This window comes from Paenibacillus sp. J5C2022, from assembly GCF_025567625.1.
Taxonomy (GTDB): Bacteria; Bacillota; Bacilli; order Paenibacillales; family Paenibacillaceae; genus Pristimantibacillus.
On the sequence record NZ_JAOQJC010000023.1, the window covers coordinates 1 to 22686 of the forward strand.

Below are 22686 nucleotides of genomic sequence, written 5' to 3' on the forward strand. Positions count from 1 at the left end.
GGTCTTAGGGGCAGGTTACCTACGTGTTACTCACCCGTCCGCCGCTAACTTTCAGGAGTGCAAGCACTCCCGAAAGTCCGCTCGACTTGCATGTATTAGGCACGCCGCCAGCGTTCGTCCTGAGCCAGGATCAAACTCTCCATAAAAGTAGTTTGACTTGCTCATTACTTGTATTGCTTTTCCATTAATCCGTTAGGATCAACGGGGCAGTTTCGCTCGTTGTTCAGTTTTCAAGGAACAATCTCTTTTCTTGTGTGCCGCCCATGTCTCAGCGGCGACTTTTATAATATATCACAGGTGCCTAGAACATTGCAAGCATTTTTTTAAAAGTTTTTTTCTTCTCAAAAACGCTTCGGGCACGAGGAATAATGTATCACACATTTCACGCAGCGTCAATCACTTTATTACGCAGCATTCAGCTCATGCGATAACTTCAATCATTTATAAAGAATCACACAACAAACCATTGCAATCCCGCCAGCAAAGCTACCCCAGGCAATCCCAATACAACAATCGTTCCAACGGTAACAGGATTAATCGGAATAAAGAGTCCCGGCATAATACCAGCATAGTTAAGGACATACAGGAGTCCTGCAGCCAGAACCAAATGAAGCGCAAATCCCTTCACCCATCCCCAACTCAGCTTATGTCTCAAAATCACGCCAAGCAGAAGAACAGACGAACCAATCAACACGGACAACCATAACCACTTCATCTTAATTCCTCCTTCCACTCTGGCCATTCCACATGGAGACGTTTCGCACGGCTCATAAGCATGCCGTACCTTTTCTCTGCTGTAATGATGGCAAATATCGCATGATCAATCTGCTCCTTGCCTATCGAATAGTTGAAATATCGATTGGCATTTTCCCATTCGCGAAGCGCATCGGCTATCTCTTCCTTCAGTTGAACCATCTCCTTGTTCTCACGGTCACTCTGCTGCATGCTCCAACTCACGCGACCACCACCAATTTCGAATAATCACCTCTATTTCTAATGTTTATAAGCTTGTACGCCAAAATAGAACCTTTCCTCTGAGTATCCCTTTCGAGCTTGGCTGCCGCAAAGCAAAAAAGCCGCTCGCCCAATGTGGAAACAACTCTTCCACATCGGACAAACGACTTTTGTTCGCCTGAATCTTCTGCTATCAGCTCAGTTCACGACGCCCCTCCAGCGCTTTGGACAGCGTCACTTCATCCGCATACTCCAAATCACCGCCTACAGGAAGCCCATGGGCAATACGAGTAACTCTCAGACCGAAAGGCTTCACCAGCCTGGAAATATACATCGCCGTCGCTTCGCCTTCAATATTTGGATTGGTGGCCAGAATAAGCTCCTGCACCTTCTCATCGCTTAACCGCTGCAGCAGCTCGGCGATGCGAATTTCTTCAGGGCCGATACCCTCCATGGGAGATATGGCGCCTTGCAGCACATGGTACGCACCGTCAAATTCCTTTGTGCGCTCCATAGCAACCAAATCCTTGGATTCCTGTACGACACAGATAACTGAACCGTCACGCGATTTGTCCGAGCATATTCTGCATGGGTCGGTATCGGTGATGTTGCAGCATATCGAACAGTAGAATAAATTGCGCTTTACGCTGACTAACGCTTTCGCAAAGTCGATGACGTCGTCTTCTTTCATCCTGAGCACATGAAATGCCAGCCGCGCCGCCGTCTTCGGCCCGATCCCGGGCAGTCTGGTAAATGCGTCAATCAATTTCGCAATGGGTTCCGGATAATACAAACAGGGTACAGCTCCTTTCAAACATTAGAGGCAGCCTGATAAGTATCCGCAATTAGAACAAGCCCGGAATGTTCATTCCGCCTGTAAATTTGCCCATATCCTTATTTGCCAGCTCTTCGGCCTTCACAAGCGCATCGTTAACTGCCGTCAAGACGAGATCCTGCAGCATTTCAACATCATCAGGATCAACCGCTTCAGGCTTGATCGCAATGTCAAGCAGCTTCTTGTGACCATTCACCGTAACTGTCACGACACCACCGCCAGCTGTGCCTTCAACTGTTTTGGTCTCCAGCTCTTCTTGCGCTTTCATCATTTGCTGTTGCATCTTCTTCACTTGCTTCATCATCTGATTCATATTATTCATATTTATTCACCCCATGAGATTAGTTTAAGATTTGTCTTCAACGACAACAAGGTCTTCGCCGAACATCTTCACTGCTTCCTCTACCCATTCAGGCTCTCTGGCCTTATTAGATTCCTCAGCATCCTCCGGGACCAGCTCAAGCGGCTCACCTACGGACTTGTCGGACCCGTCAACAGCGCTCTGCCAATCCTTTAGCATCACAGTAACCAATTGCAGAGACTTGCCCAGTATCTCCCCGGCGATACGTTCAATTATCTCGCGGTGAGCAGGCTTCTCCGTCGTCTCGCGATGAATATCGTTCTTGAAGGCTAGCAGCAGATTCCCGTCGGCAACAGCTGCAAGCTCTCCATCCTTCAGCCAGGCATGAAGGGTCACCTTCTCATCCTTCACACGCTGCAGCACTTCTCCCCAATTCATGCGTGCATGATTCGTATCCCCGCTGCTGACTGCAGCCAGATAAGGCTCCAGCTTCACCTTCGGACGCATCTTGCCGCCGCCTCCGCCGAACGGTCCGCGGACAGCGCTCTTCGGCGCAGCTCCTCCTCCGGCGCTGTCCGACGCTCCGACCGAGACGCCGCCGTTCTTAAGCGCTTGCTCCAGCTTGCGCTCCAGCGCTTCTACTTGCTGCCTAAGCTTCTGCACCTCCGCTGCCGAGGAACCCGCTCCTCCACCGTCAGCCGTACCGGAAGAAGCATTCACGGCGCTGCTCTTGCCGGCCGAGGCTTCCTCTTGCATCGTACACAACTTCATCAATGCCACTTCCAGCATAGTCTGAGGCTGCGAGGCATGCTTCAGCTCCACCTGATACTTGTTCAGCGTATCGATCATGGAGAATAGGCGGTCCGAGCTGTACGCATCAGCCATGTCACGGAACCGCTCAGGATCGACGATCCGTTCAGTAACCGCTCCCTCGCCGGGGGCAAGCTTCAAGACGAGCAGATCGCGGAAATAGTAGATCAGATTCTCCATGCACTTGTCAGCACTCTTGCCAGCTTGCATCAAGCCTTCCACAAGCGGCATCATGACAGCCGCATTCCGGTTCTTGATCGCCTCCGCCAGCTCATAGAATTGATCGGCGGCCATGCCGCCGGTAACATCCACTGCCGCTTCAAGCGTAATCCGGCCGGCCGCGAATGCGGACACTTGCTCCAGCAGGCTGATTGCGTCCCTCATGCCGCCTTCGGACAGGCGTGCTATGTAGAACAAGGCATCTTCCGTCGCCTCTATCCCTTCTTCTTCGCATATCTCCTTCAACCGCTTCGTCTGCTCTTCGAACGACACTTGCCGGAAGTCGAAGCGCTGGCAGCGCGAGATAATCGTCGCCGGCAGCTTGTGCGGCTCCGTCGTGGCGAGAATGAAGATGACATGTCCCGGCGGTTCCTCCAGCGTCTTCAGCAAGGCGTTGAACGCTTCCGCCGTAAGCATATGAACCTCATCGATAATATACACCTTGTAACGGACATCGGTCGGCGCATACCGAACTTTGTCACGGATATCCCTGATCTCGTCAATGCCCCGATTGGAAGCGGCGTCGATCTCAATGACATCCATAATACTGCCGGCTGTAATGCCCTTGCAAGCTTCACATTCGTTGCATGGCTCCACCGCCGGTCCGCTTTCGCAGTTGACCGCCTTGGCGAATACCTTCGCCGTAGTCGTCTTCCCCGTCCCGCGGGGACCGTTGAACAGATAAGCATGCGATACTCTCTGTTCACGGATCGCATTCTGCAAGGTTTGAATAATATGCTGTTGTCCTACCATATCCCGGAACGTCTGCGGACGCCAGGCACGGTATAAGGCTATATGTGACAAGGCGGCTCTTCCCCTTTAACGTCCAATTTGGAAGCTCTTCGTGCATTCCTATTCTTATATAGTATACTACAACACGGTTCCGAGAAACATATGCAGAAGCTCCGGATACAAAAACACCTGCAATCGCGTGACGGCGAGCATCGTCGCCAATTCTGCGAATACAGGTATGTGTACATTCCTTCTTCATAAAAACCGTTAGTACCGTGCACCTACCTTCGATTGATGCGATCCAAGCGGCACTCATGCTGCACAGCTCGAGTCAGGCACTCCTCCGGCACATGAACTAACTTGCTTATGGCTGCTTCCTTCCGGACCTGACCAGGTTCACAAGCGTCCATTGCGGAGGACCCAACTGTCAACACTGCTTGCATGCGCCAAACCTCACATCATCATAACCTCAGTGTAGGAATTCAACCTCGCTATAGCGGATTGCGAGTAACAGGGCACCGCTACCTCCCCATCTAGCACGGCATAGACAAGTATAGTACATTCTGAGTCAAAGCGCAACATCCGGTGGAAAGTGGCAGTGAAGGCCATATGCTGGAAAGCGGCACGCTATCCCTTTGCAACCTTCACATGTACATCGTACAGAGGCAGGTTCTCCTGCACAATGGCTTGCACTTTCGCCTTAAGCTGCTTGATCTGCTCGCGATTCATACTGTTCTTCGCCACGACCGTCACATGCACATCGTTGCCGTTAAAGCTGATATCCGTGCGATGTATGCCTTGCAGCGGCATGAGCACTTGCCTAATTAATTCCACATCCCTCTGATACGACAGCGAGGAATGCCTGTTCACCGTATTGGGATTGCTATTGGAGAAACCCATATAACCATCATGACCGTAAGACTTCATCTCCTGCTTCGATTCACTGGAGCAGCCCGCGAGACTAATCACCGCGAAGAACACAACAGCAACCAGCATCGACTTCCGGCACAATCGGGATAAATGCTGCAACAAAAAAACCTCCCTTCTAACCATAGGATGGCTTGGGGAGGTTCTTGTATTCTGCCAAATAAAGGCTGAATGCTTGGTACAAATTACATGCCGTATTTCTTTTTGAAACGATCCACGCGGCCGCCTGCATCAAGGAACTTCTGTTTACCCGTGAAGAACGGGTGGCAAGAGGAGCAAACCTCTACACGAATGTTCGACTTGATGGAACCTGTCTCGAATGTGTTGCCACATGCGCAGGTTGCTGTCACAGCATGGTATGTCGGATGAATACCTTGTTTCATCTCGTTCACCTCTTTCTGCCCTGAGCCTCATGCGGACCCAGAGTTAAAATCACACATAGCCGGATTATAGCATGAATGTCTCACGATTTGCAATGGCAAATATAGCGATCAACGCGGTGGAACGTGGGTGTAGGAGCCGATGACCACATCCGGCAATTCTTCACGGAATATCTCCAGCATTTGCTTCATGCCATAAATATGGCCTTGCGGCTGCGGAATCAGCTCCAGGTAGCTCTCCGGATCGATGTTCAGGTTCCTCATCTGGATCAGCTTCAACCCTGTCCGCTTGGCGAAGCCGATCATCGCTTCCATCTCTTCCTCCCGATCCGTCACGCCGGGGAAGATCAGGTAATTGATCGATGTGTATACACCCTTGTCTGTCGCGTATTTCAGCGACTTCTCCACATTGGCTAGCGTATAGCCCCGCGGCTTGTAGTAGGCGTTGTAATGCTCGTCGAGCGCACTGATCGTGCTCACCCTCATCAGATCCAGACCGGCGTTGACGATCGCTTTAATGAAATCCGTAATGCCTGCATTCGTATTGATATTAATATAACCAAGCGATGTCTGGCTCCGCACTTGCCTCATTGCTTCCACGATAATCTTCACCTGTGTGGAAGGCTCGCCTTCACAGCCTTGCCCGAAGCTGATAATAGATTCCGGCTCCTTCAGGTGCTCCAGCATAATCTGAACGACTTCTTCTACAGTCGGCTTGAAATTCATGCGCGTCTGCGGAGCAAGGAATCCGCTGTCGTCGGGCTGTTCCGATATGCAGCCGAAGCAGCCTGCATTACAGGAGTAGGAGACCGGTACCGCGCCTTCCCAGCGGTTCAGAAAAGTGTTGGAGGCTGTCAAGCATTCGTAGCCCAACGCACAATGCGAGAGATGCTGATACAAACGGTTGTCCGGATATTGGGCGAGCAGCCGATCCACGCCGATCTTCAGCTCGTCTCTATCGCAATTGAGCGGGTCCCACCGATCGGGGGCGTCGCATTGCTCAGCCGCCACATAGAAGCCGTCTTCCTTCCATACAACAGCCGTATATCCGAACAGCGGCAGCTTCTGCTCCTTATCCGACTTCACATAACCCGGCAAGTACAGACGGGTAAAGCCTTGCGGCAGCAAAGCCCCTACGGCTTGCGCTCCGTCAGCCAGAGCTTCCATCTCGCCGGTATCCTGATTCAGTCCTATCGGTCTGGTGTAGGGGAGGCTGACAAGCGTCGCGCCTTCCGGAAGAGGAATCAGCTCCTCCTCCATCAGCTCCACAATGTCGTTGCCGCTGCGTCCAAGTCCGATCAGGCTGGAATGGTCGAACACGTTGCCGTGCTCATCCGCGTATACGAGATTCATGATGTCCTCCTTCCATTCCCGCTAAGAGCTTCCCGTTGTCCGGCTTACCGGTCTGCGGCCGGCATGCGAGGCAGATCCGTTTCTAATGGAGGAGCGCTCCTGCTTGCCCTCTGTTGACAGATCCAGGGACATAAGAAACTGTTCGTTATTGTCCGTATCCTTCATCTTCTTCAGGAAGCTGTCCACGAATTCAGGCGTTTCCTGCAGATTTTTGCGAATGGCCCATACCTTATCCAGCTCTTCCTTGGTAAGCAGCATCTCCTCGCGGCGGGTGCCGGATCTGCGCATATCCAGCGCCGGGAAAATACGGCGTTCCGCGAGTTTGCGGTCCAGATGAAGCTCCATATTGCCCGTTCCTTTGAATTCTTCATAGATGATGTCGTCCATTCGCGAGCCCGTATCGATAAGAGCCGTAGCCAGAATCGTCAAGCTACCGCCTTCCTCCACATTTCTGGCCGAGCCGAAGAAGCGCTTCGGACGATGGAACGCCGCCGGATCAATACCGCCGCTCAGCGTTCTCCCGGACGGCGGTATGACGAGATTGTACGCGCGGGCCAGCCGCGTTATGCTATCCAGCAATATCACGACATCCTTCTTGTGCTCCACTAGACGCAATGCGCGTTCCAGCACAAGCTCCGCCACTTTGATATGATTTTCCGGAAGCTCGTCGAACGTAGAAGATACAACTTCCCCTTTTACGGAACGCTGCATGTCCGTCACTTCCTCCGGACGCTCGTCAATAAGCAGTACAAATAGTTCAATATCGGGATGATTCTCGGAAATACTGTTGGCGATTTCTTTAATCAGCAACGTTTTACCCGCTTTAGGAGGCGCCACTATCAATCCCCGTTGACCTAATCCAACCGGTGCAAGCAAATCCATCATACGTGTAGAAATTTTGTTCTTCGATGTTTCAAGCACTAATTTCTTTTCGGGATAGAGAGGAGTCAGAGCAGGAAAATGGAGTCGTTCCGAGGCAGTATCAGGATTTTCGCCATTGACAGCATTCACTTGGAGCAGACCGAAATATCGCTCGTTCTCTTTCGGCGGCCTGCACTTGCCGGAGACGAGGTCTCCGCTTCTTAGATCGAATCTGCGTATCTGCGAAGCCGAAATGTAAATATCCTCTTTGCTGGGCAAGTAGTTGATGGGACGCAGAAATCCGAATCCTTCCTGCAACACATCAAGCACGCCTTCCATAAACATTAGACCGCTTTTCTCCGCCTGCGCCCTTAGGATGGCGAAGATCAGCTCTTTCTTTTTCAATTGTCCGTAATAGGCAATTTGATACTGCTTGGCGAGCTTGTATAGCTCGGTAAGCTTCATTCCTTCCAGATCTGCAATCTGAAGATCCGACATGTTTTTATTCACCACTTTAATAGATTTTATATGAATAGCAAGTTACTATTAACTCATCATTGCCCAATTATATGACATCTATTCGTGCCGATACAGCGGAACGAGAGAGACTACTATACAGTCTCTCTCCATACGTCCGCGCCAAGCATCCTGAGATTGTCAACGAGAGAATCATAGCCGCGGTCAATAAACTCGACACCTGTAATTTCCGTAACGTCGTCTTGCACCGCAAGCGCCCCTACAACCAGAGCGGCTCCGGCCCGCAAATCCGCGGCCTTCACCTTGGCGCCGTTCAGCTTCGTGCCTTCAATAATGGCAGAACGGCCTTCTACGCGTATATTTGCACCCATGCGCACCAGCTCCGGAATATGCTTGAATCTAGTTCCGTACACATAATCCGTCAGAATGCTGACTCCTCTGGCCTGCGTCAACAGCGTAGTCATCGGAGACTGAAGATCTGTGGCGAACCCAGGATAGACAAGCGCCTTTACATCCACCGCTTGATACTCCGGCCGACCTATGATCCGTATCGCCTCGTCGAGCTCTTGGACTTCGACCCCCATCTCCTCCATCTTGGCCGTTATCGCTTCCATATGTTTCGGTATGACATTATCAATAAGAACGTCGCCGCCTGTTGCAGCGGCAGCAATCATATACGTACCTGCTTGAATGCGATCGGGAATAATGGAATGGCGGCAACCGCGCAGCCCGTCGACCCCTTCGATGCGGATCGTTTCCGTGCCTGCGCCTTTAATCGTCGCGCCCATTGCGGTAAGGAGGGTGGCTACATCTATAATTTCAGGCTCTTTCGCCGCATTTTCGATAATTGTCGAGCCTTTGGCCCTTGAGGCCGCCAGCATAATATTGATTGTCGCACCGACACTTGCTACATCCAGGTAGATCTTGGCTCCCTTCAGTTGCTTGGCCGTAATTCTGATCGATCCATGATCGTTCGTCACTACTGCGCCCAGCGCCTCGAAGCCTTTAATATGCTGATCGATCGGTCTTGGACCGAAGTTGCAGCCTCCCGGCAAGCCTATGGTCGCTTCGCCGAAGCGGCCAAGCATTGCTCCCATCAAGTAATAGGAGGCTCTAAGCATTTTCACTTTGCCGTTAGGCATGGGCAAGGATTTCAAGTCGGCCGGATTAATCCTCATCGTATCGCCCACACGATGAACCTCCGCCCCGAGCTCCTGCAGTATTTCACTGTATACCGCTACATCGCTTATGATTGGCAGATTGTCCAGCACAACCTCGGATTCAGCCAGCAGAGCAGCCGGTATAAGCGCAACCGCACTGTTCTTCGCGCCACTGATTCCGACGGTTCCGCGGAGAGGACGACCGCCTCGTACCATCAGTTTCTCCATCACTTATTGTCCCTCCCGCAAGAGAACAGAGAAAAAACCGCCATGGCGAGAGCAAGTCCAGTTATGAGCGTAAGCAGACCTGCCGTCTGTCATGACGGTTGCTTCCCTTGTTTCCGTATTACGCTTGGTTGCTGCTTCCGAACAGACGGATTTTCTCACGAATGACAGCTACCATCGCATCGCGGGCAGGCGTCAAATATTTGCGCGGATCGATCACGTTGCTATCAGCAGCAAGCTTCTCGCGAATGGTGTTCGTGAAAGCGACTTGATTCTCCGTGTTCACGTTGATCTTGCCGACACCGGCTTGAACGGACAAGCGGATCGCTTCGTCAGGAACGCCGGAACCGCCATGCAGCACGACCGGAACTGGAATCGCATCGGATACTTTCTGAATAATATCATAGTGAATCTTAGGCTCGCCCTTGTACATGCCATGAGCTGTGCCCACTGCGATAGCCAGGCAGTCTACGCCCGTCTCCTCGTAGAAGCGGATCGCCTCTTCCGGTTTGGCAAGCTTGGCGTCAGCCTCGTCCACTTCCAGGTCGTCCTCTACGCCGCCGATCGTTCCCAGCTCGCCTTCTACGGATACGCCCATTGCATGAGCAGCCTTCACAACTTCCTTCGTCAAGGCGATGTTCTCTTCCAGACCGTAATGCGATCCGTCGAACATAACGGACGAGAAGCCCGCACGGATACATTTCATCGCAACTTCGAAGCTGCTGCCGTGGTCCAGGTGAAGGGCAATCGGAAGTCCGGACTTCTTCGCAGCCGCTTCAGCCATCGCTACTGTGAATTCAATGCCCATATATCTTAGAGCACCTTCGCTCACTCCGTAAATAAATGGCGACTTCTCCGCGATAGCCGCTTCAACGGCTGCTTGCGCGAACTCCAGATTGTTCATGTTGAATTGACCTACCGCAAACTTGTTCGCTTTCGCCTTCGGCAAAAACTCATTCATCGACACCAATGGCATAATCTGTATTCCTCCTATTGATCACTTTCAAACTCAAGCCCGTTCCGACTTGTCATTCTGAGCCATTATACCACATAACTAAACATTGCGAAAACTGCTATCGGGACCTCCCGAATACGGAAAGTCCACCTTAATACCCCCACAAAGTGAGGTTTTGATTCGATGTATACTCCATAACTTTGCGGGGACCCCGAAACTAATGAGAAAACCTTTGTCGAAGCCATTCGAAGATGAGCGACCTAAAGTTTGCAAAGCAAACTCGCTTCGGAAGGATAAGGCGGATGTTATCGCGGTGAGAAAACCTCTATCGAGGCCATTCGAAGATGAGCGAACTAAAAGTTTGCAAAGCAAACTCACTTCGTAAGCATAAGGTAGGTTTATCGCCAAATAGAATTTCAGTTCTAGCCAAGCTGGAAACTTATACGCTATTGTGGTAAAAAAGCCATCGCCCCTCATGTGGCGATGGCTTCACTCATGCAGCATCAGGAGCCTACGGCTACTTGACCGGACGAACCGCCGCTCTGAAGCTGTCTGTTCACTTCCACTCGCAGCTCATCGATATCGAACGGCTTGGTAAAGTGCATGAGCGCACCCAGGTCTGTCGCTTCCTTAATCATATCGAGCTCGCCGTACGCCGTCATCATAATGACCTTGATGGACGAGTCTATCGCTTTAATATGCTTCAAGATCTCCAGTCCATCCATACCAGGTATCTTCATATCCAACAGCACCAAATCCGGCGACTCCCTCTTCACGATTTCAAGGGCAAGCTTGCCGTTGGATGCTTGATAAGTGTTGTACCCCTCACTGCTGAACACTTCCAACAACAATATCCGTATGCCATTCTGGTCATCAACAATAAGAACCTTCTTCTTCTCCAAGCTTCATCTACCCCCCGCGGCTGAGCTAATTGCCTAATCGAATTGGGACAGCTCTCCCGTCATTTATAACTATATTCGATGGGCTTGGAGATAATCCTTCTAGCACATACAAAAACTTACTAAATTGATAGAAATCTATTCTTTGCCCATTCCCATCAATTGGTACGCTCCGCCGATCTTATTGCTTGCCGGCAGAAGCAAGCGCCGCGTTCACGAAACCTTGGAATAGCGATTGCGGACGGTTCGGACGCGATGTGAACTCCGGATGGAATTGCACAGCCAGGAACCATGGATGATCCTGCAGCTCAACCATCTCTACCAGTCGGCCATCAGGCGACGTGCCGGAAATCTTCAGGCCTGCCGCCTCGATCGCTTCACGATATTCATTGTTGAACTCGTAGCGATGGCGATGGCGCTCATAGACAAGCTCATCCCCGTATGCGCGGGCCGCCGTCGTCTCCGGCAATATCTTGCACGGATACAAGCCTAGACGCATTGTGCCGCCCATATCCTCAACATCCTTCTGATCGGGCAGCAAATCGATGACCGGGTAAGGCGTGGAGGCGTTGATCTCGGAGCTGTTCGCACCGGCCAGGCCAGCCACATTGCGGGCGAATTCGATAACGGCAACCTGCATGCCGAGACAGATGCCGAAGAACGGAATCTTCTGCTCTCTGGCATAGCGAATTGCGCTGATCTTGCCTTCAATGCCGCGATCGCCGAAGCCGCCAGGCACCAGGATGCCGTCGACGCCCTGCAGGTTGTCCGCCACATTCTCGTCCGTCAGCTCCTCTGCGTTCACCCAGCGGATCTTCACTTCCGAGTCGGCGGCAATGCCGGCATGACCAAGCGATTCCACGATGCTCAGATAAGCATCATGCAGCGCCACATACTTGCCTACGATGGCGATCTCGGTAGAGCGATGAAGCGACTTCACACGCGCTACGAGCGCTTCCCACTCGCTCATGTCCGGCTGTCCCGCTTCCAGCTTCAGATGATTGACGACAATCTCGTCCAAGCCTTGCTCGCGCAGCATAAGCGGCACTTCATACAATGTGGAAGCGTCCAGGCACTCCACGACGGCATTGGCATCGATGTCGCAGAACAAGCCGATCTTCCGCTTCAAGTCTTCAGCCAGCGGATATTCCGTGCGGCAGACGATGACATTCGGCTGAATGCCGATGCTGCGCAATTCCTTCACGCTGTGCTGCGTCGGCTTCGTCTTCACTTCGCCTGCGGCTTTAATGTATGGAATAAGCGTTACATGGATGTACATGACATTGTCCCGGCCGATATCGCTCTTAATCTGACGAATCGCCTCCAGGAACGGCAGACTCTCAATATCGCCTACCGTACCGCCGATCTCCGTAATGACGACGTCGGACGAGGCTTCCTTGCCTGCACGGAATACCCGCTCCTTGATCTCATTCGTAATATGAGGAATCACTTGCACCGTACCGCCCAGGTAGTCGCCGCGACGTTCCTTCGTAATGACGTTGGAATAAATTTTGCCCGTCGTTACATTGCTGTTCTTGGATAAATTGATATCAATGAAGCGCTCATAGTGACCAAGATCAAGGTCAGTCTCGGCTCCGTCGTCCGTGACGAACACTTCCCCGTGCTGATACGGGCTCATCGTTCCGGGGTCAACGTTAATGTATGGATCGAATTTCTGAATCGTCACTTTCAAGCCTCTGTTCTTCAACAATCTGCCTAGCGAAGCTGCCGTAATCCCTTTGCCGAGGGAGGAGACGACGCCGCCTGTCACAAATATATATTTGGTCACTGTGATAAAACCCTCCATGCTCCTGTAATAATAGTTAGGTTTGCCACCTGTCGCCTTTCCATCCCCTGCCGCAAGAAGAAAAATTAGAAACAGTTGGCAATAACAAACAAAAAAAGTGACACCCGTTGCAACGGGGGCACTTTTCTAAAATGCATAGCAATCATGCGATATTGTTAACCGATCTTTAAAGCCCATGGAATAGTTTACTCTGCCGTAATAGGACATGTCAAGCGAAAGTGAAGGGCGAAATATTACCTGTCGAAGTCGTCCTCATCATCCGCATCTTCGTTGTCCGAATCGCCGTCCTCGTCTTCATCCTCTTCATCTTCATCTTCGAGGTCTTCATCATCCATTTCCACTTCTTCATCGACTTCGGAATCGTCGTCGCTGTCTTCGAAGTCCTCATGGTCTTCGTCATAAGCGTCGAAGTCTTCTTCGTCTCCGCTGTAGCTGTCGTCTTCCTCGTCGTTGTACACCTCATCGTCTTCGATATCGTCATCGTCGTTAATGATGCGCGTACGCTTGGCATTGCCGACAGGGTCCTCGGAGCGCTCCACAGGATACCAGCGCTTCAATCCCCACATATTGCTGCCGACGCAGGCGAACCGGCCATCGATGTTAATTTCCGTATATACTTGAGCGATGAACTGGTTAATCCCGTCCTGGGACAAGCCGCGTATCTTCGCGATCTCCATCATCAAGTCGCGATAATAATAAGGCGTATTCGCCGCTTTGAGCACTTCAAAGGCCAGATCAACCATAGGCATTTCCTTAATCCGTTCCGGATCCAGCTTTAACGTGTAGCTGCTGCTCATATCAACACTTCCTCTCCTAGCGCTTGGTAAATATGTACAACGCTTTCTTCATGGTTTATGTTAGTCACACTATAGTAAAACCTATTTTATTCAAAAAAGCAAGCGCGCGAGCAACAGTCCATACAAAAAGCGAAGGGACGGGTCCCTTCGCTTTGACTGTATCCTTCCGACAACGCCGATCGGCAGCGCCATCGGAGATGCAAGAGCATTGGCAGCTCTTCCTTCATCGTATGTGAATCACGGCAATTTGTCACGGTCTGAGGCCTATTTCTGCAAAAAAAGGCCAGTTGCTCATGCGAGCATCCCTCCCCCTTCATACAATAGTGCAGCATCGTCCTTCGGGAGGGGAAGCCATTGATGGATATCGCCGCATTACAACGCTGGTTGCAACATGCTATGACCGCTGCGCCCAGAACAAGCAAGGAAATCATTCGCTTTCAACATGGCAGCGATTATCGGCGCTTCCTTCAACGTTTAAAGCAGAATACTTCTTCCGACGCTATGAAGTCAATCAAGCCGATTCCGCTTATCCGCGCTATCTCTTGCGAATTGCCGGCTGGATTGTCACTGGAAGCATTCCAGGGACAAGTATGGCTGGAGAAGGACTGCAAGATCAGCGTTCGCCCGTCCCCTTATAAAGCGGGCGCCATGGACAACGGCATTCCGTGGGGAGTCCAGCATGTAAGAGCGCCCCAGGTGTGGGGTACGACAACGGGACATCGGGTCAAGGTAGGCGTCATCGACACAGGTGTCGACTTCCAGCATCCCGATCTCCAGCACTCGCTGCTTCGGGGCATCAACCTGATTCATAGAGGCAGGCCTCCCCGCGACGACAACGGGCATGGCACCCACATTGCCGGCACGATAGCCGCAGCCAACGGCATGCACGGCATGATCGGGGTCGCTCCGCGAGCGCTTATTGCGCCCGTGAAAGCATTCGATCACAACGGAAGCGCCTTCGTCTCCGATATTATTCTGGGCATCGAATGGTGTGTACGCAACAAAATGGACATTATCAACATGAGCTTCGGCATGCGCAATCGCAGCAAAGCTCTGCTGACCGCCGTTATAAACGCCTACAATGCGGGAGTGATTATTGTCGCATCATCCGGCAACGACGGCAAGAGGCGCACTGTCGATTATCCCGCCCGTTATCCGCAGACGATCTCGGTGGGAGCGACTAACAGGCTCAGAAGAATTGCGCCGTTCAGCAACAGAGGCGCATATATTGATATTTATGCACCAGGCGACAAAATCATGTCGGCTTGGCTCCGGGGCCATTATAACGAGATGAGCGGCACTTCCATGGCCACTTCGCATGTGAGCGGGGCCATCGCCCTTCTTCTCTCCCTCTATCCCGGCATGTCGCCCGCCGAGATTAAAGCGGTGCTGAAGCGTTCCATGCAGCCGCTAAGAAGCAACAAAGCCCGCCGAACGATCGGCGAGCTGGACGTATGGCGTATGCTGCAGGCTGCCGAGAAGCGTTAAGCGCTCGGCAGTCCGCATCTCTGCGTCGTATGGATAAGCGTTACATGCGTTCCGGTGCAGACACGCCCACCAGACGAAGCACATTAGCGATGGCCACACGAATGGCGCCAAGCAGCGCAAGCCGAGCTGCCGTCTGAGCCTCATCTTCGGTAATGACGCGCTCTGCGCGGTAGTAGCTGTGGAACTGGGAGGCCAGCTCGTACACGTAGCGAATCAAGCGGTGCGGCGCATAGCCGCCTGCCGCCTCGGCCACTTCTTGCGGCAGCTCCCCGATCTTGCGCAGCAGCTCGTACTCCGATTCCGCATTCAGCTTGCTGTAATCGATGGAATTGCCGTCGCCCGGCGTAGTAATGCCTTGCTCTTCCGCCTGACGGAATATGCTCCAGATTCGGGCATGCGCGTATTGTACATAATAGACCGGATTCTCATTCGAAGTCGATATGGCCAGATCCATGTCGAAGTCCAGATGGGAATCCATACTCCGCATCGTGAAGAAATAACGGATCGCATCGACGCCCACTTCATCCATCAGATCCTCCATCGTCACCGCTTTGCCTGTACGCTTGGACATCTTCACCTTCTCGCCGTCCTGGAACAGACTGACCATCTGGGCGATCAGCACCGTCAGCTTGGCGGGATCGTTGCCCAGAGCCGCCATCGCCGCTTTCACCCGAGGAATATAGCCGTGGTGGTCCGCTCCCCATATATTGATCATTTCGTCGTATCCGCGGCTGTATTTGTCGAGGTGATACGCGATGTCTGGCGTCAAGTACGTATAGGAACCGTCATTTTTCACCAGGACGCGATTCTTGTCGTCGCCCAGCGGCTCCGTCGCCAGCCATGTAGCGCCATCTTCCTCGTACACATGCCCGGAGCGCTTAAGCGCATCCAGCGCCTTCTCCACACTGCCGCTCTCGTAGAGAGAGGTCTCACTGTACCACACGTCGAAGCCGACGCGGAAGCGCCCCAGATCACGCTTGATCTTGTCCAGCTCTCGCTCCAGCCCGAAGCTGCGGAAGAACTTGAATCTCTCTTCCTGAGACAGCGACAGCAGACGGTCGCCTTCCTGCTCCTTCAGCAGCTTGGCGAAGCCGACGATATCCTCGCCGTAATAGCCGTCCTCCGGCATCTCCGCCTCTTGACCCAGCTGCTGCTTGTAGCGCGCCTCAATGGATAATGCCAGATTCTCGATCTGCTTCCCCGCGTCATTAATATAGTATTCTCTCGTCACTTCATAGCCTGCGAAGTCCAGTACATTGCACAGCGCGTCACCGACGGCCGCTCCGCGCGCATGGCCCAGATGCAGACTGCCCGTGGGATTGGCGCTGACGAATTCCACCTGAATCCGCTTGCCGTCCCCGCTGCTCGTACGGCCGTAGCTCTCGCCCGCCTCCAGCGCTTCGCCGATGACGGGATACAGATAGCTCTTGTCCAGGCGGAAATTGATAAAGCCGGGACCTGCAATCTCCGCCGACTGAACAGACGCCCCCTTCGCATCCAGATGCTGAATGATCGCCTCGGCAATCTGGCGCGGATTGCGTCTGGCCAGCTTCGTCAGCTGCATCGCGGCATTGGTGGCGAGATCGCCGTGCGATTTATCCTTCGGCACCTCCAGTACGAATACAGGGAGCTCTTCTCTGGCAGCGAGCCCCGCCGCTACAACCGCATCCGCGATAGCCTCCTTCAGCTTGGCATACATGCCTTCCAGTACATTTCCGTTATTGCTGCTCATGATCCTTGCTCCTCCTCTATATAGAGACGATTGTGGAACCGTCCCAGCTTGATGTCTCCTGATATTAGGTCATACTTCCATTCCAGCATGAACGGCGGAATCGGCAATCCTTCTCCATCCCCTTGCCGATGCACGCGCAGCTCGGTCGTGTCGGCCTCCAACTCCAGGGATGCGTGCGGCGAGCGATAATGACCGCTGCGCCGCTCTCCCTTCACGAAGAGCTGCTCTGACCGCACCGTTCCCCGTCGGGTCAAGGACAGTTCTCCCTCGCAATAGCGGATAAGCGCGCGCACCTCGTCATTCTCGTCCGACTCTATGTACCGGACATAGACGGAGCGTTCCTTGAGGAACCATTCTCCCCGGTAAGAAAACGTGTGGGAAGTGCCGTCCTGTTCGCTGATTAGTGTTATTCGGATTTTCCCTTTTTTCTTCTTCATCATTCTCCCGCATTCCCTCTATAATCATCTGTTACTACTATATACAGGTAGCCCGTCAATTTCAACGATTAGTGGCATATGGCACGACAATTCGCCATGCCCCCACCCGATCCTCCAGCGTTCGCATCGCCCTTGTCGGGATTGGACTGGAAGACGGCAGCTTCAGAAGGGTTCGACCCCGCACCGCTTCATGATGGCGATAATGCTTGCAGAACGTATCGTAAGCCTTGCTCCCGTTGAATGCAAGACAGACGATGCCGGGATACTTTTCCAGCAGCCCCGGAATATCGTTCGGCACCTCGCTCCGAATATTGGCATCCAGACTGCCGGGCCGCTCGCATGAGGCAATGACGTCCCATAGAGCGAGCCTGTGCCGCTGGAGGAAGGCGACCCGGTCTTCGTATGCCGGATCGGGCTGCATGCCGCCCTCACTGTTGCCGAACAGCCGATAGATGATTCGCCAGAAGTAATTGTTCGGATGGCCATAGAACTGGCCGAACTCCAGAGACTTCACGCTCGGCGCCGTGCCCGAGACAAGCACTCTCGCATGGTCGTCGATTACGGGCGGAAAGGAATGAATACGCATTTTGATAGACACCTGCCTTCTATCTCCATTATACCCTCCCGGCAAGGCTGCATGCGATACTTGCAAGCTTGGAGCGGAGGAAGTCCTATTGTATAATGCTATCAAGAAGAAGGAGGCGGATACAGGATGAATGATGAACGGAATCCGGTTGCAGAGGAGACGGCTTCCGACTCGGCCGGCTGCGGGAATGGCGAGCACGAACGGAGAAGCCATCATTCCGACAAGGTAAAGAGCAGCCTAATCAACCGGTTGAATCGAATCGAGGGACAAGTTCGCGGCATTAAGGGACTGATCGAGAAGGATACGTATTGCGACGATGTGTTGAATCAGATTGCAGCCGTACAGTCGGCTTTGAACGGAGTCGGCAAGCTGCTGCTGGAGCATCACCTGAAGAGCTGCGTCATCGAGCGCATTCAGGAAGGCGATACGGAAGTGGTAGCGGAATTGCTGACAACCGTGAACAAATTGATGAAGTGATGACAGCGCCAACTGCAAGCAGGCAGCAAAATAAACCCACAAAGCAGGGCTTTGCGGGGATAAATGCTGGCGTACAAAAAAGCCGCAATACGGCCCGCCTCCGATTTCGGGAGATCCCCCTCGGCACGGTATCGCCCGTACTTGGAATCTCCTGCGCTCGGGAATGGCAAGGCCGCATTGCGGCTTATTGGCATTACTTGATGAACCCCAGCAGCATCTCGCGAATCACCTTGGACGCCACGATCTGCGTCTGCTCGGTAGGGTCGTATGCGGGCGCTACCTCCACCAGGTCGCAGCCGACGACGTTAGCCTCGGAGCGCGCAATGGCGTGTACGGCCTCCAGCAGCTCCTTCGACGTGATGCCTCCCGCCTCCGCCGTACCTGTACCCGGAGCAGCGGATGGGTCCAGCACATCGATGTCGATCGTCAGATAGACGGGACGGCCGGCCAGCTCAGGCAGCACTCGCTTCAGCGGCTCCAGCACCTCGTAAGGATGGAAGTTGATGTTCTCGCGCGCATATTGCCACTCCTCTCGGGAACCGGAACGGATGCCGAACTGGTAGATGTTGTTGCCGCCCATCAGCTCCGCCGCCTTGCGAAGCGGCGTGGAATGGGACAGCGGCTCTCCTTCATAGGATTCACGGAGATCCGCATGCGCATCAAAGTGGATAATCGCCAGATCCGGGTACTTCGCGTATACCTCCTGGAAGATCGGCCACGATACCAGATGCTCGCCGCCGATGCCGACCGGCATCTTGCCGTCTGCCAGCACCCCTCGTACGAACTCGCCGATGATCTCCAGGCTGCGCGCCGCATTGCCGAACGGCAGCAGCAGATCGCCCGCATCGAAGTAGGCAATATCCTCCAGACTGCGATCCAGATAAGGGCTGTATTCCTCCAGCCCGATCGACACCTCGCGCACGCGAGGCGGTCCGAAGCGCGAGCCCGGACGGAAGCTTACCGTGAAGTCCATCGGCATGCCGTAGATGACCGCACGCGACGCCTCATAGTCTTCCGAACTGAGAATGAATACATTGCCGGAATATTTCTGATCCAATTTCATCTCTTGTGCCCGTCCTCTCTTACTTCACCATGTCTTCCACAAATTTCGGCAATACGAATGCCGTCTTGTGCAAGCGCGGGCTGTAATATTTGGTATCCAGCTCGGGAATGGACGCTTCGTCCACCTGAAGCGGATCATATTTTTTGCTGCCCATCGTGAACGTCCACAGTCCGCTTGGATAAGTCGGAATGTTCGCGCCGTATACGCGGACGATCGGGAACACTTCTTTCACATCCTTGTTCACGCTCTGGATCAGGTCCGCCTTGAACCACGGATTGTCCGTCTGCGCCACGAAGATGCCGTCTTCCTTCAACGCCTCATAGATGCCTTGATAGAAGCCGCGCGTGAACAGATTGGCCGCTGGCCCCACCGGCTCGGTGGAATCTACCATAATAACATCGTATGCATTCTTATGGTCATGAATATGCATGAAGCCGTCCCCTACCAGCACTTCTACACGGGGATTGTCCAGCTCGCCGGCAATGGAAGGCAGATACTTCTTGGAGTATTCGATCACTTTGCCATCGATATCGACGAGTACAGCCTTCTTCACCTTGGGATGCTTCATGACTTCGCGGATCACTCCACCGTCGCCGCCGCCGACGACCAGCACGTTCTCCGGGTTGGGATGTGTGAACAGAACAGGGTGCGCCACCATTTCATGGTATACGAACTCATCCTTTACCGTCGTCATGACCATGCCGTCGAGCACCAGCATCGTGCCGAACTCTTCTGTCTCAATCATATCCAGCTTTTGAAAATCCGTTTGCTCATTTACATATGTTTTCGTAATCTTTGCCGTGATGCCGAAGCTCTCGGTCTGCTTCTCCGTATACCACAATTCCATGGTGTTCGTTCCCTTCTTTCCCTAAGGTGGTTCAACCTGTATTATAGTATTTGGAGCCAAAAAAGCAACCTCTCTGCAGCCCCTCTACAAAATATTTATTCCCTCTTCTTGCAATTGAATAGCCTCCCGTCCATTTTTCCATACTAAGGAAAAGCGAAGCATCGCATGAAAGGAAGTTGGCTTCATGAATCAGGCTTCCAATGGACCGAGGAAAAAGCTGCTTAAGCTGGTCCCTCCCCGGCTATCGGAGTACCTTCTCCCGCGTCTACCGGCCATGAGGAAATGGCTCCGCAGGGCGGCCCTGACCGCCGCAGCCTTCTTCATTATATGTGTCGGACTATTCTTCTACCTGCGCTCGCAAGCGCTGCCCGTCTCGACTGTCAGCCAGACCTCGCAAATGCTGGATCTGCAAGGCCAGGTCATCGATACGTTCCATACAGGCGAGAACCGGCGGTCGGTGGCGCTGAAGGAAATCTCGCATCATGTCATCGACGCCACGCTTGCCATCGAGGACCGCCGCTTCTACGATCATCATGGATTCGATGTGAAAGGAATGGCGCGCGCCGTCATGGTGAACATGCAGAGCATGTCCGCCAGGCAAGGCGCCAGCACCTTGACCCAGCAGCTCGCCCGCAATCTCTATCTGAGCCATGAACGGACCTGGCAGCGCAAGCTGAAGGAAGCGGTATATACCGCCCAGTTGGAGATGAAATACGATAAGGACGACATACTGGAGATGTACCTGAACCAGATCTATTACGGGCACGGCTCCTACGGCATCGAAGCGGCGGCGATGCTTTACTTCGACAAGCACGCTTCCGAGCTGTCTATGGCGGAGAGCGCCATGCTCGCAGGCATTCCGAAAGGACCGAAATATTATTCTCCCTATATGAATATGAAAAATGCCAAGGATCGACAGTACCTTATTCTGCATGCGATGGCCGAAGGGGGCTCCATTACCGAGAGGCAAGCCGAGGCCGCTTACGCCGAAGTGCTGGACTTCCAGCCGCTCGACGATGAGCAACACGGCTTCGCACCTTACTTCAGAGATTACGTTCGCTATATTGCCACTGAGAAGCTGGGCATTCAAGAAGAGCTGCTGTACGAAGGCGGAATTACGATATACACCACATTGGATCAGCATATTCAAGGCGCGGCCGAGGAAGCCGTAAAGAACGGCATGCCGGAAAGCTCGCAGCAGCAAGCGGCGCTGATCGCGATCGATCCTCGCAACGGCTATGTGAAAGCGATGGTCGGCGGACGCGATTACAAGAGCAACCAATATAACCGCGTCTTCGCCGATACACGCCAGCCGGGGTCCACCTTCAAGCCGTTCTTGTACCTTGCAGCACTGCAGAGCGGCTATATGTCGCCCGTTACCCGCTTCAAGAGCGAGCCGACCGTCTTCACCTATGATGAAGGGCGCAAGAGCTATCGTCCGCGCAACTACGCCGACAAGTATGTGGGAGATTATATCGATATGCGCCGCGCCATCTCCGGCTCCGACAACATCTATGCCGTCAATACGATCATGACCGTAGGCGCGGAGAAGGTGATCGATACGGCCAAACGGCTTGGGGTCACCAGCACGATGAAGCCCGTTCCGTCGCTGGCGCTCGGCACCTTCCCGATAAGTCCGTTCCAGATGGCTTCGGCATACAGCGCATTCGCGGGCGACGGCAAGCTGCATGAACCGACAGCCATCCTGCGGATCGAAGATCGAAAGGGCCGCATATTATATGAAGCCAAGCCCCGCGCCGAGCAAGTCATTACGCCGGCGGAGGCGTATGTGATGACCAGCCTGATGGAGAGCGTATTCGATGAAGGAGGCACGGCCCGCCGGGTCGCTCCCATCATCAAGCGTCCCGTAGCGGGCAAGACGGGCACGACGGCGACCGACTCCTGGATGGTCGGCTATACGCCCGAGCTGGCGGCAGCCGTATGGGCCGGCTACGACAGAGACCGCTTGCTGACCGTTGCGGAATCCCATCGCGCCGCTCCCATCTTCGCTAGCTTCCTGGAGGATGCACTGACGACCGTGCCGCCCAAGCTCTTCCCGATGCCGGACGGCGTCGTGAGCGTCTTCATCGATCCGGACACCGGCATGCTGGCCGGAGACGGATGCCCGGAGAAGCGGCTGGAAAGCTTCCTGGCAGGCACCGAGCCGACGGAAGTATGCAGCGGGCATGAGGCATCCGATAGCAGCCGGAACGGCGATGAATCCGATTCGCCGCAGCAGTCACCGGATAAGAGCAGGCATCGTTCCTGGTGGGAGGACTTCAAGCGATGGTGGACGCATTGATGCTTTTTGTCTAAATTATGTTCAAAAAGTGAATTTTCTTTGAACATCAGGCATAACCTGTG

Annotated in this window: 22 protein-coding genes, 1 rRNA gene and 1 other RNA gene; 3 read left to right on the plus strand and 21 right to left on the minus strand. The window is 53.4% G+C overall.

What is annotated here, in order from left to right; genetic code table 11:
• The 16 genes from M6D81_RS18345 to rpoE all read right to left on the minus strand — a co-directional run.
• A 16S ribosomal RNA gene (locus M6D81_RS18345) occupies positions 1-146 on the minus strand; the annotation flags it as partial.
• 305 nt (positions 147-451) lie between these two features.
• Positions 452-715 (minus strand): pro-sigmaK processing inhibitor BofA family protein, encoded by a 264-nt coding sequence (locus tag M6D81_RS18350; RefSeq protein ID WP_262678375.1) that lies wholly within the window; start codon positions 713-715, stop codon positions 452-454.
• Positions 712-957, minus strand: coding sequence for a DUF2508 family protein (locus M6D81_RS18355; RefSeq protein ID WP_262678376.1), 246 nt, complete (start codon positions 955-957; stop codon positions 712-714). The genes M6D81_RS18350 and M6D81_RS18355 overlap by 4 nt, the downstream gene beginning before the upstream one ends.
• Before the next feature lie 190 nt (positions 958-1147).
• Positions 1148-1747 (minus strand): recombination mediator RecR, encoded by a 600-nt coding sequence (recR, locus tag M6D81_RS18360; RefSeq protein ID WP_262678377.1) that lies wholly within the window; start codon positions 1745-1747, stop codon positions 1148-1150.
• 52 nt (positions 1748-1799) lie between these two features.
• Positions 1800-2111: a YbaB/EbfC family nucleoid-associated protein gene (locus tag M6D81_RS18365; RefSeq protein ID WP_262678378.1), complete on the minus strand. Its 312-nt coding sequence runs from the start codon at positions 2109-2111 to the stop codon at positions 1800-1802.
• 24 nt (positions 2112-2135) lie between these two features.
• Positions 2136-3923: a DNA polymerase III subunit gamma/tau gene (gene dnaX / locus M6D81_RS18370; RefSeq protein WP_262678379.1), complete on the minus strand. Its 1788-nt coding sequence runs from the start codon at positions 3921-3923 to the stop codon at positions 2136-2138.
• A gap of 201 nt (positions 3924-4124) precedes the next feature.
• An RNA gene (gene ffs / locus M6D81_RS18375) (signal recognition particle sRNA large type) lies at positions 4125-4393 on the minus strand.
• A gap of 85 nt (positions 4394-4478) precedes the next feature.
• A complete protein-coding gene (locus M6D81_RS18380; RefSeq protein ID WP_262678380.1) occupies positions 4479-4880 on the minus strand; it encodes a hypothetical protein in 402 nt (133 codons plus the stop codon).
• Positions 4881-4963: 83 nt separating this feature from the next.
• A complete protein-coding gene (gene rpmE / locus M6D81_RS18385; protein ID WP_262678381.1) occupies positions 4964-5161 on the minus strand; it encodes a 50S ribosomal protein L31 in 198 nt (65 codons plus the stop codon).
• A 108-nt stretch (positions 5162-5269) separates the two neighbouring features.
• Entirely contained in the window at positions 5270-6511 is a 1242-nt protein-coding gene (locus M6D81_RS18390) for a radical SAM family protein (protein ID WP_262678382.1), read from the minus strand.
• Between the two features lie 21 nt (positions 6512-6532).
• Complete coding sequence (rho, locus tag M6D81_RS18395; RefSeq protein WP_262678383.1) at positions 6533-7870, minus strand: transcription termination factor Rho; 1338 nt, start codon at positions 7868-7870, stop codon at positions 6533-6535.
• A 113-nt stretch (positions 7871-7983) separates the two neighbouring features.
• Positions 7984-9237 (minus strand): UDP-N-acetylglucosamine 1-carboxyvinyltransferase, encoded by a 1254-nt coding sequence (locus M6D81_RS18400; protein ID WP_262678467.1) that lies wholly within the window; start codon positions 9235-9237, stop codon positions 7984-7986.
• A gap of 118 nt (positions 9238-9355) precedes the next feature.
• Positions 9356-10210 (minus strand): class II fructose-1,6-bisphosphate aldolase, encoded by an 855-nt coding sequence (gene fba / locus M6D81_RS18405; protein ID WP_262678384.1) that lies wholly within the window; start codon positions 10208-10210, stop codon positions 9356-9358.
• A 482-nt stretch (positions 10211-10692) separates the two neighbouring features.
• Positions 10693-11091, minus strand: coding sequence for a response regulator (locus tag M6D81_RS18410; RefSeq protein ID WP_262678385.1), 399 nt, complete (start codon positions 11089-11091; stop codon positions 10693-10695).
• A 178-nt stretch (positions 11092-11269) separates the two neighbouring features.
• A complete protein-coding gene (gene pyrG / locus M6D81_RS18415; protein WP_262678386.1) occupies positions 11270-12877 on the minus strand; it encodes a CTP synthase in 1608 nt (535 codons plus the stop codon).
• 251 nt (positions 12878-13128) lie between these two features.
• Positions 13129-13692 (minus strand): DNA-directed RNA polymerase subunit delta, encoded by a 564-nt coding sequence (gene rpoE, locus M6D81_RS18420; RefSeq protein WP_262678387.1) that lies wholly within the window; start codon positions 13690-13692, stop codon positions 13129-13131.
• Between the two features lie 357 nt (positions 13693-14049).
• On the opposite strand from rpoE, the gene M6D81_RS18425 reads away from it, so the two are divergent.
• Positions 14050-15180: a S8 family peptidase gene (locus tag M6D81_RS18425; RefSeq protein WP_262678468.1), complete on the plus strand. Its 1131-nt coding sequence runs from the start codon at positions 14050-14052 to the stop codon at positions 15178-15180.
• A gap of 40 nt (positions 15181-15220) precedes the next feature.
• Here M6D81_RS18425 and argS read toward each other — a convergent pair whose 3' ends face one another.
• The 3 genes from argS to M6D81_RS18440 are packed head-to-tail and all read right to left on the minus strand — an operon-like array spanning position 15221 to position 17947.
• Positions 15221-16912, minus strand: coding sequence for an arginine--tRNA ligase (argS, locus tag M6D81_RS18430; RefSeq protein WP_262678388.1), 1692 nt, complete (start codon positions 16910-16912; stop codon positions 15221-15223).
• Entirely contained in the window at positions 16909-17352 is a 444-nt protein-coding gene (locus tag M6D81_RS18435; protein WP_262678389.1) for a YwiB family protein, read from the minus strand. The genes argS and M6D81_RS18435 overlap by 4 nt, the downstream gene beginning before the upstream one ends.
• A 58-nt stretch (positions 17353-17410) precedes the next feature.
• Complete coding sequence (locus M6D81_RS18440; protein ID WP_262678390.1) at positions 17411-17947, minus strand: DNA-deoxyinosine glycosylase; 537 nt, start codon at positions 17945-17947, stop codon at positions 17411-17413.
• Positions 17948-18061: 114 nt separating this feature from the next.
• Between M6D81_RS18440 and M6D81_RS18445 the strand changes: the two genes are divergently transcribed.
• Positions 18062-18412 carry a metal-sensitive transcriptional regulator gene (locus M6D81_RS18445; RefSeq protein WP_262678391.1) on the plus strand — a complete coding sequence of 117 codons (351 nt, stop codon included), beginning with the start codon at positions 18062-18064 and terminating at the stop codon, positions 18410-18412.
• 193 nt (positions 18413-18605) lie between these two features.
• Here the strand turns inward: M6D81_RS18445 and speB are convergent, their stop codons facing one another.
• Together speB and speE are read right to left on the minus strand one after the other, a co-directional pair.
• Positions 18606-19475, minus strand: a complete 870-nt coding sequence (gene speB / locus M6D81_RS18450) for an agmatinase (protein WP_262678392.1) — start codon at positions 19473-19475, stop codon at positions 18606-18608.
• Between the two features lie 19 nt (positions 19476-19494).
• Positions 19495-20322 carry a polyamine aminopropyltransferase gene (gene speE / locus M6D81_RS18455; RefSeq protein ID WP_262678393.1) on the minus strand — a complete coding sequence of 276 codons (828 nt, stop codon included), beginning with the start codon at positions 20320-20322 and terminating at the stop codon, positions 19495-19497.
• Between the two features lie 274 nt (positions 20323-20596).
• Here speE and M6D81_RS18460 point away from each other — a divergent pair, with 274 nt between their 5' ends.
• Entirely contained in the window at positions 20597-22624 is a 2028-nt protein-coding gene (locus M6D81_RS18460) for a transglycosylase domain-containing protein (RefSeq protein WP_410795758.1), read from the plus strand.
• Positions 22625-22686 lie beyond the last annotated feature (62 nt).

Coding starts and splice junctions, on each gene's coding strand:
- M6D81_RS18435 (WP_262678389.1), bottom strand. CDS start 17,352: ATGATGAAGAAGAAAAAAGGGAAAATCCGAATAACACTAATCAGCGAA.
- M6D81_RS18460 (WP_410795758.1), top strand. CDS start 20,597: ATGAGGAAATGGCTCCGCAGGGCGGCCCTGACCGCCGCAGCCTTCTTC.
- M6D81_RS18350 (WP_262678375.1), bottom strand. CDS start 715: ATGAAGTGGTTATGGTTGTCCGTGTTGATTGGTTCGTCTGTTCTTCTG.
- M6D81_RS18390 (WP_262678382.1), bottom strand. CDS start 6,511: ATGAATCTCGTATACGCGGATGAGCACGGCAACGTGTTCGACCATTCC.
- speE (WP_262678393.1), bottom strand. CDS start 20,322: ATGGAATTGTGGTATACGGAGAAGCAGACCGAGAGCTTCGGCATCACG.
- fba (WP_262678384.1), bottom strand. CDS start 10,210: ATGCCATTGGTGTCGATGAATGAGTTTTTGCCGAAGGCGAAAGCGAAC.
- rpmE (WP_262678381.1), bottom strand. CDS start 5,161: ATGAAACAAGGTATTCATCCGACATACCATGCTGTGACAGCAACCTGC.
- M6D81_RS18400 (WP_262678467.1), bottom strand. CDS start 9,237: ATGGAGAAACTGATGGTACGAGGCGGTCGTCCTCTCCGCGGAACCGTC.
- M6D81_RS18445 (WP_262678391.1), top strand. CDS start 18,062: ATGAATGATGAACGGAATCCGGTTGCAGAGGAGACGGCTTCCGACTCG.
- rho (WP_262678383.1), bottom strand. CDS start 7,870: ATGTCGGATCTTCAGATTGCAGATCTGGAAGGAATGAAGCTTACCGAG.
- M6D81_RS18365 (WP_262678378.1), bottom strand. CDS start 2,111: ATGAATAATATGAATCAGATGATGAAGCAAGTGAAGAAGATGCAACAG.
- argS (WP_262678388.1), bottom strand. CDS start 16,912: ATGAGCAGCAATAACGGAAATGTACTGGAAGGCATGTATGCCAAGCTG.
- speB (WP_262678392.1), bottom strand. CDS start 19,475: ATGAAATTGGATCAGAAATATTCCGGCAATGTATTCATTCTCAGTTCG.
- M6D81_RS18425 (WP_262678468.1), top strand. CDS start 14,050: ATGGATATCGCCGCATTACAACGCTGGTTGCAACATGCTATGACCGCT.
- rpoE (WP_262678387.1), bottom strand. CDS start 13,692: ATGAGCAGCAGCTACACGTTAAAGCTGGATCCGGAACGGATTAAGGAA.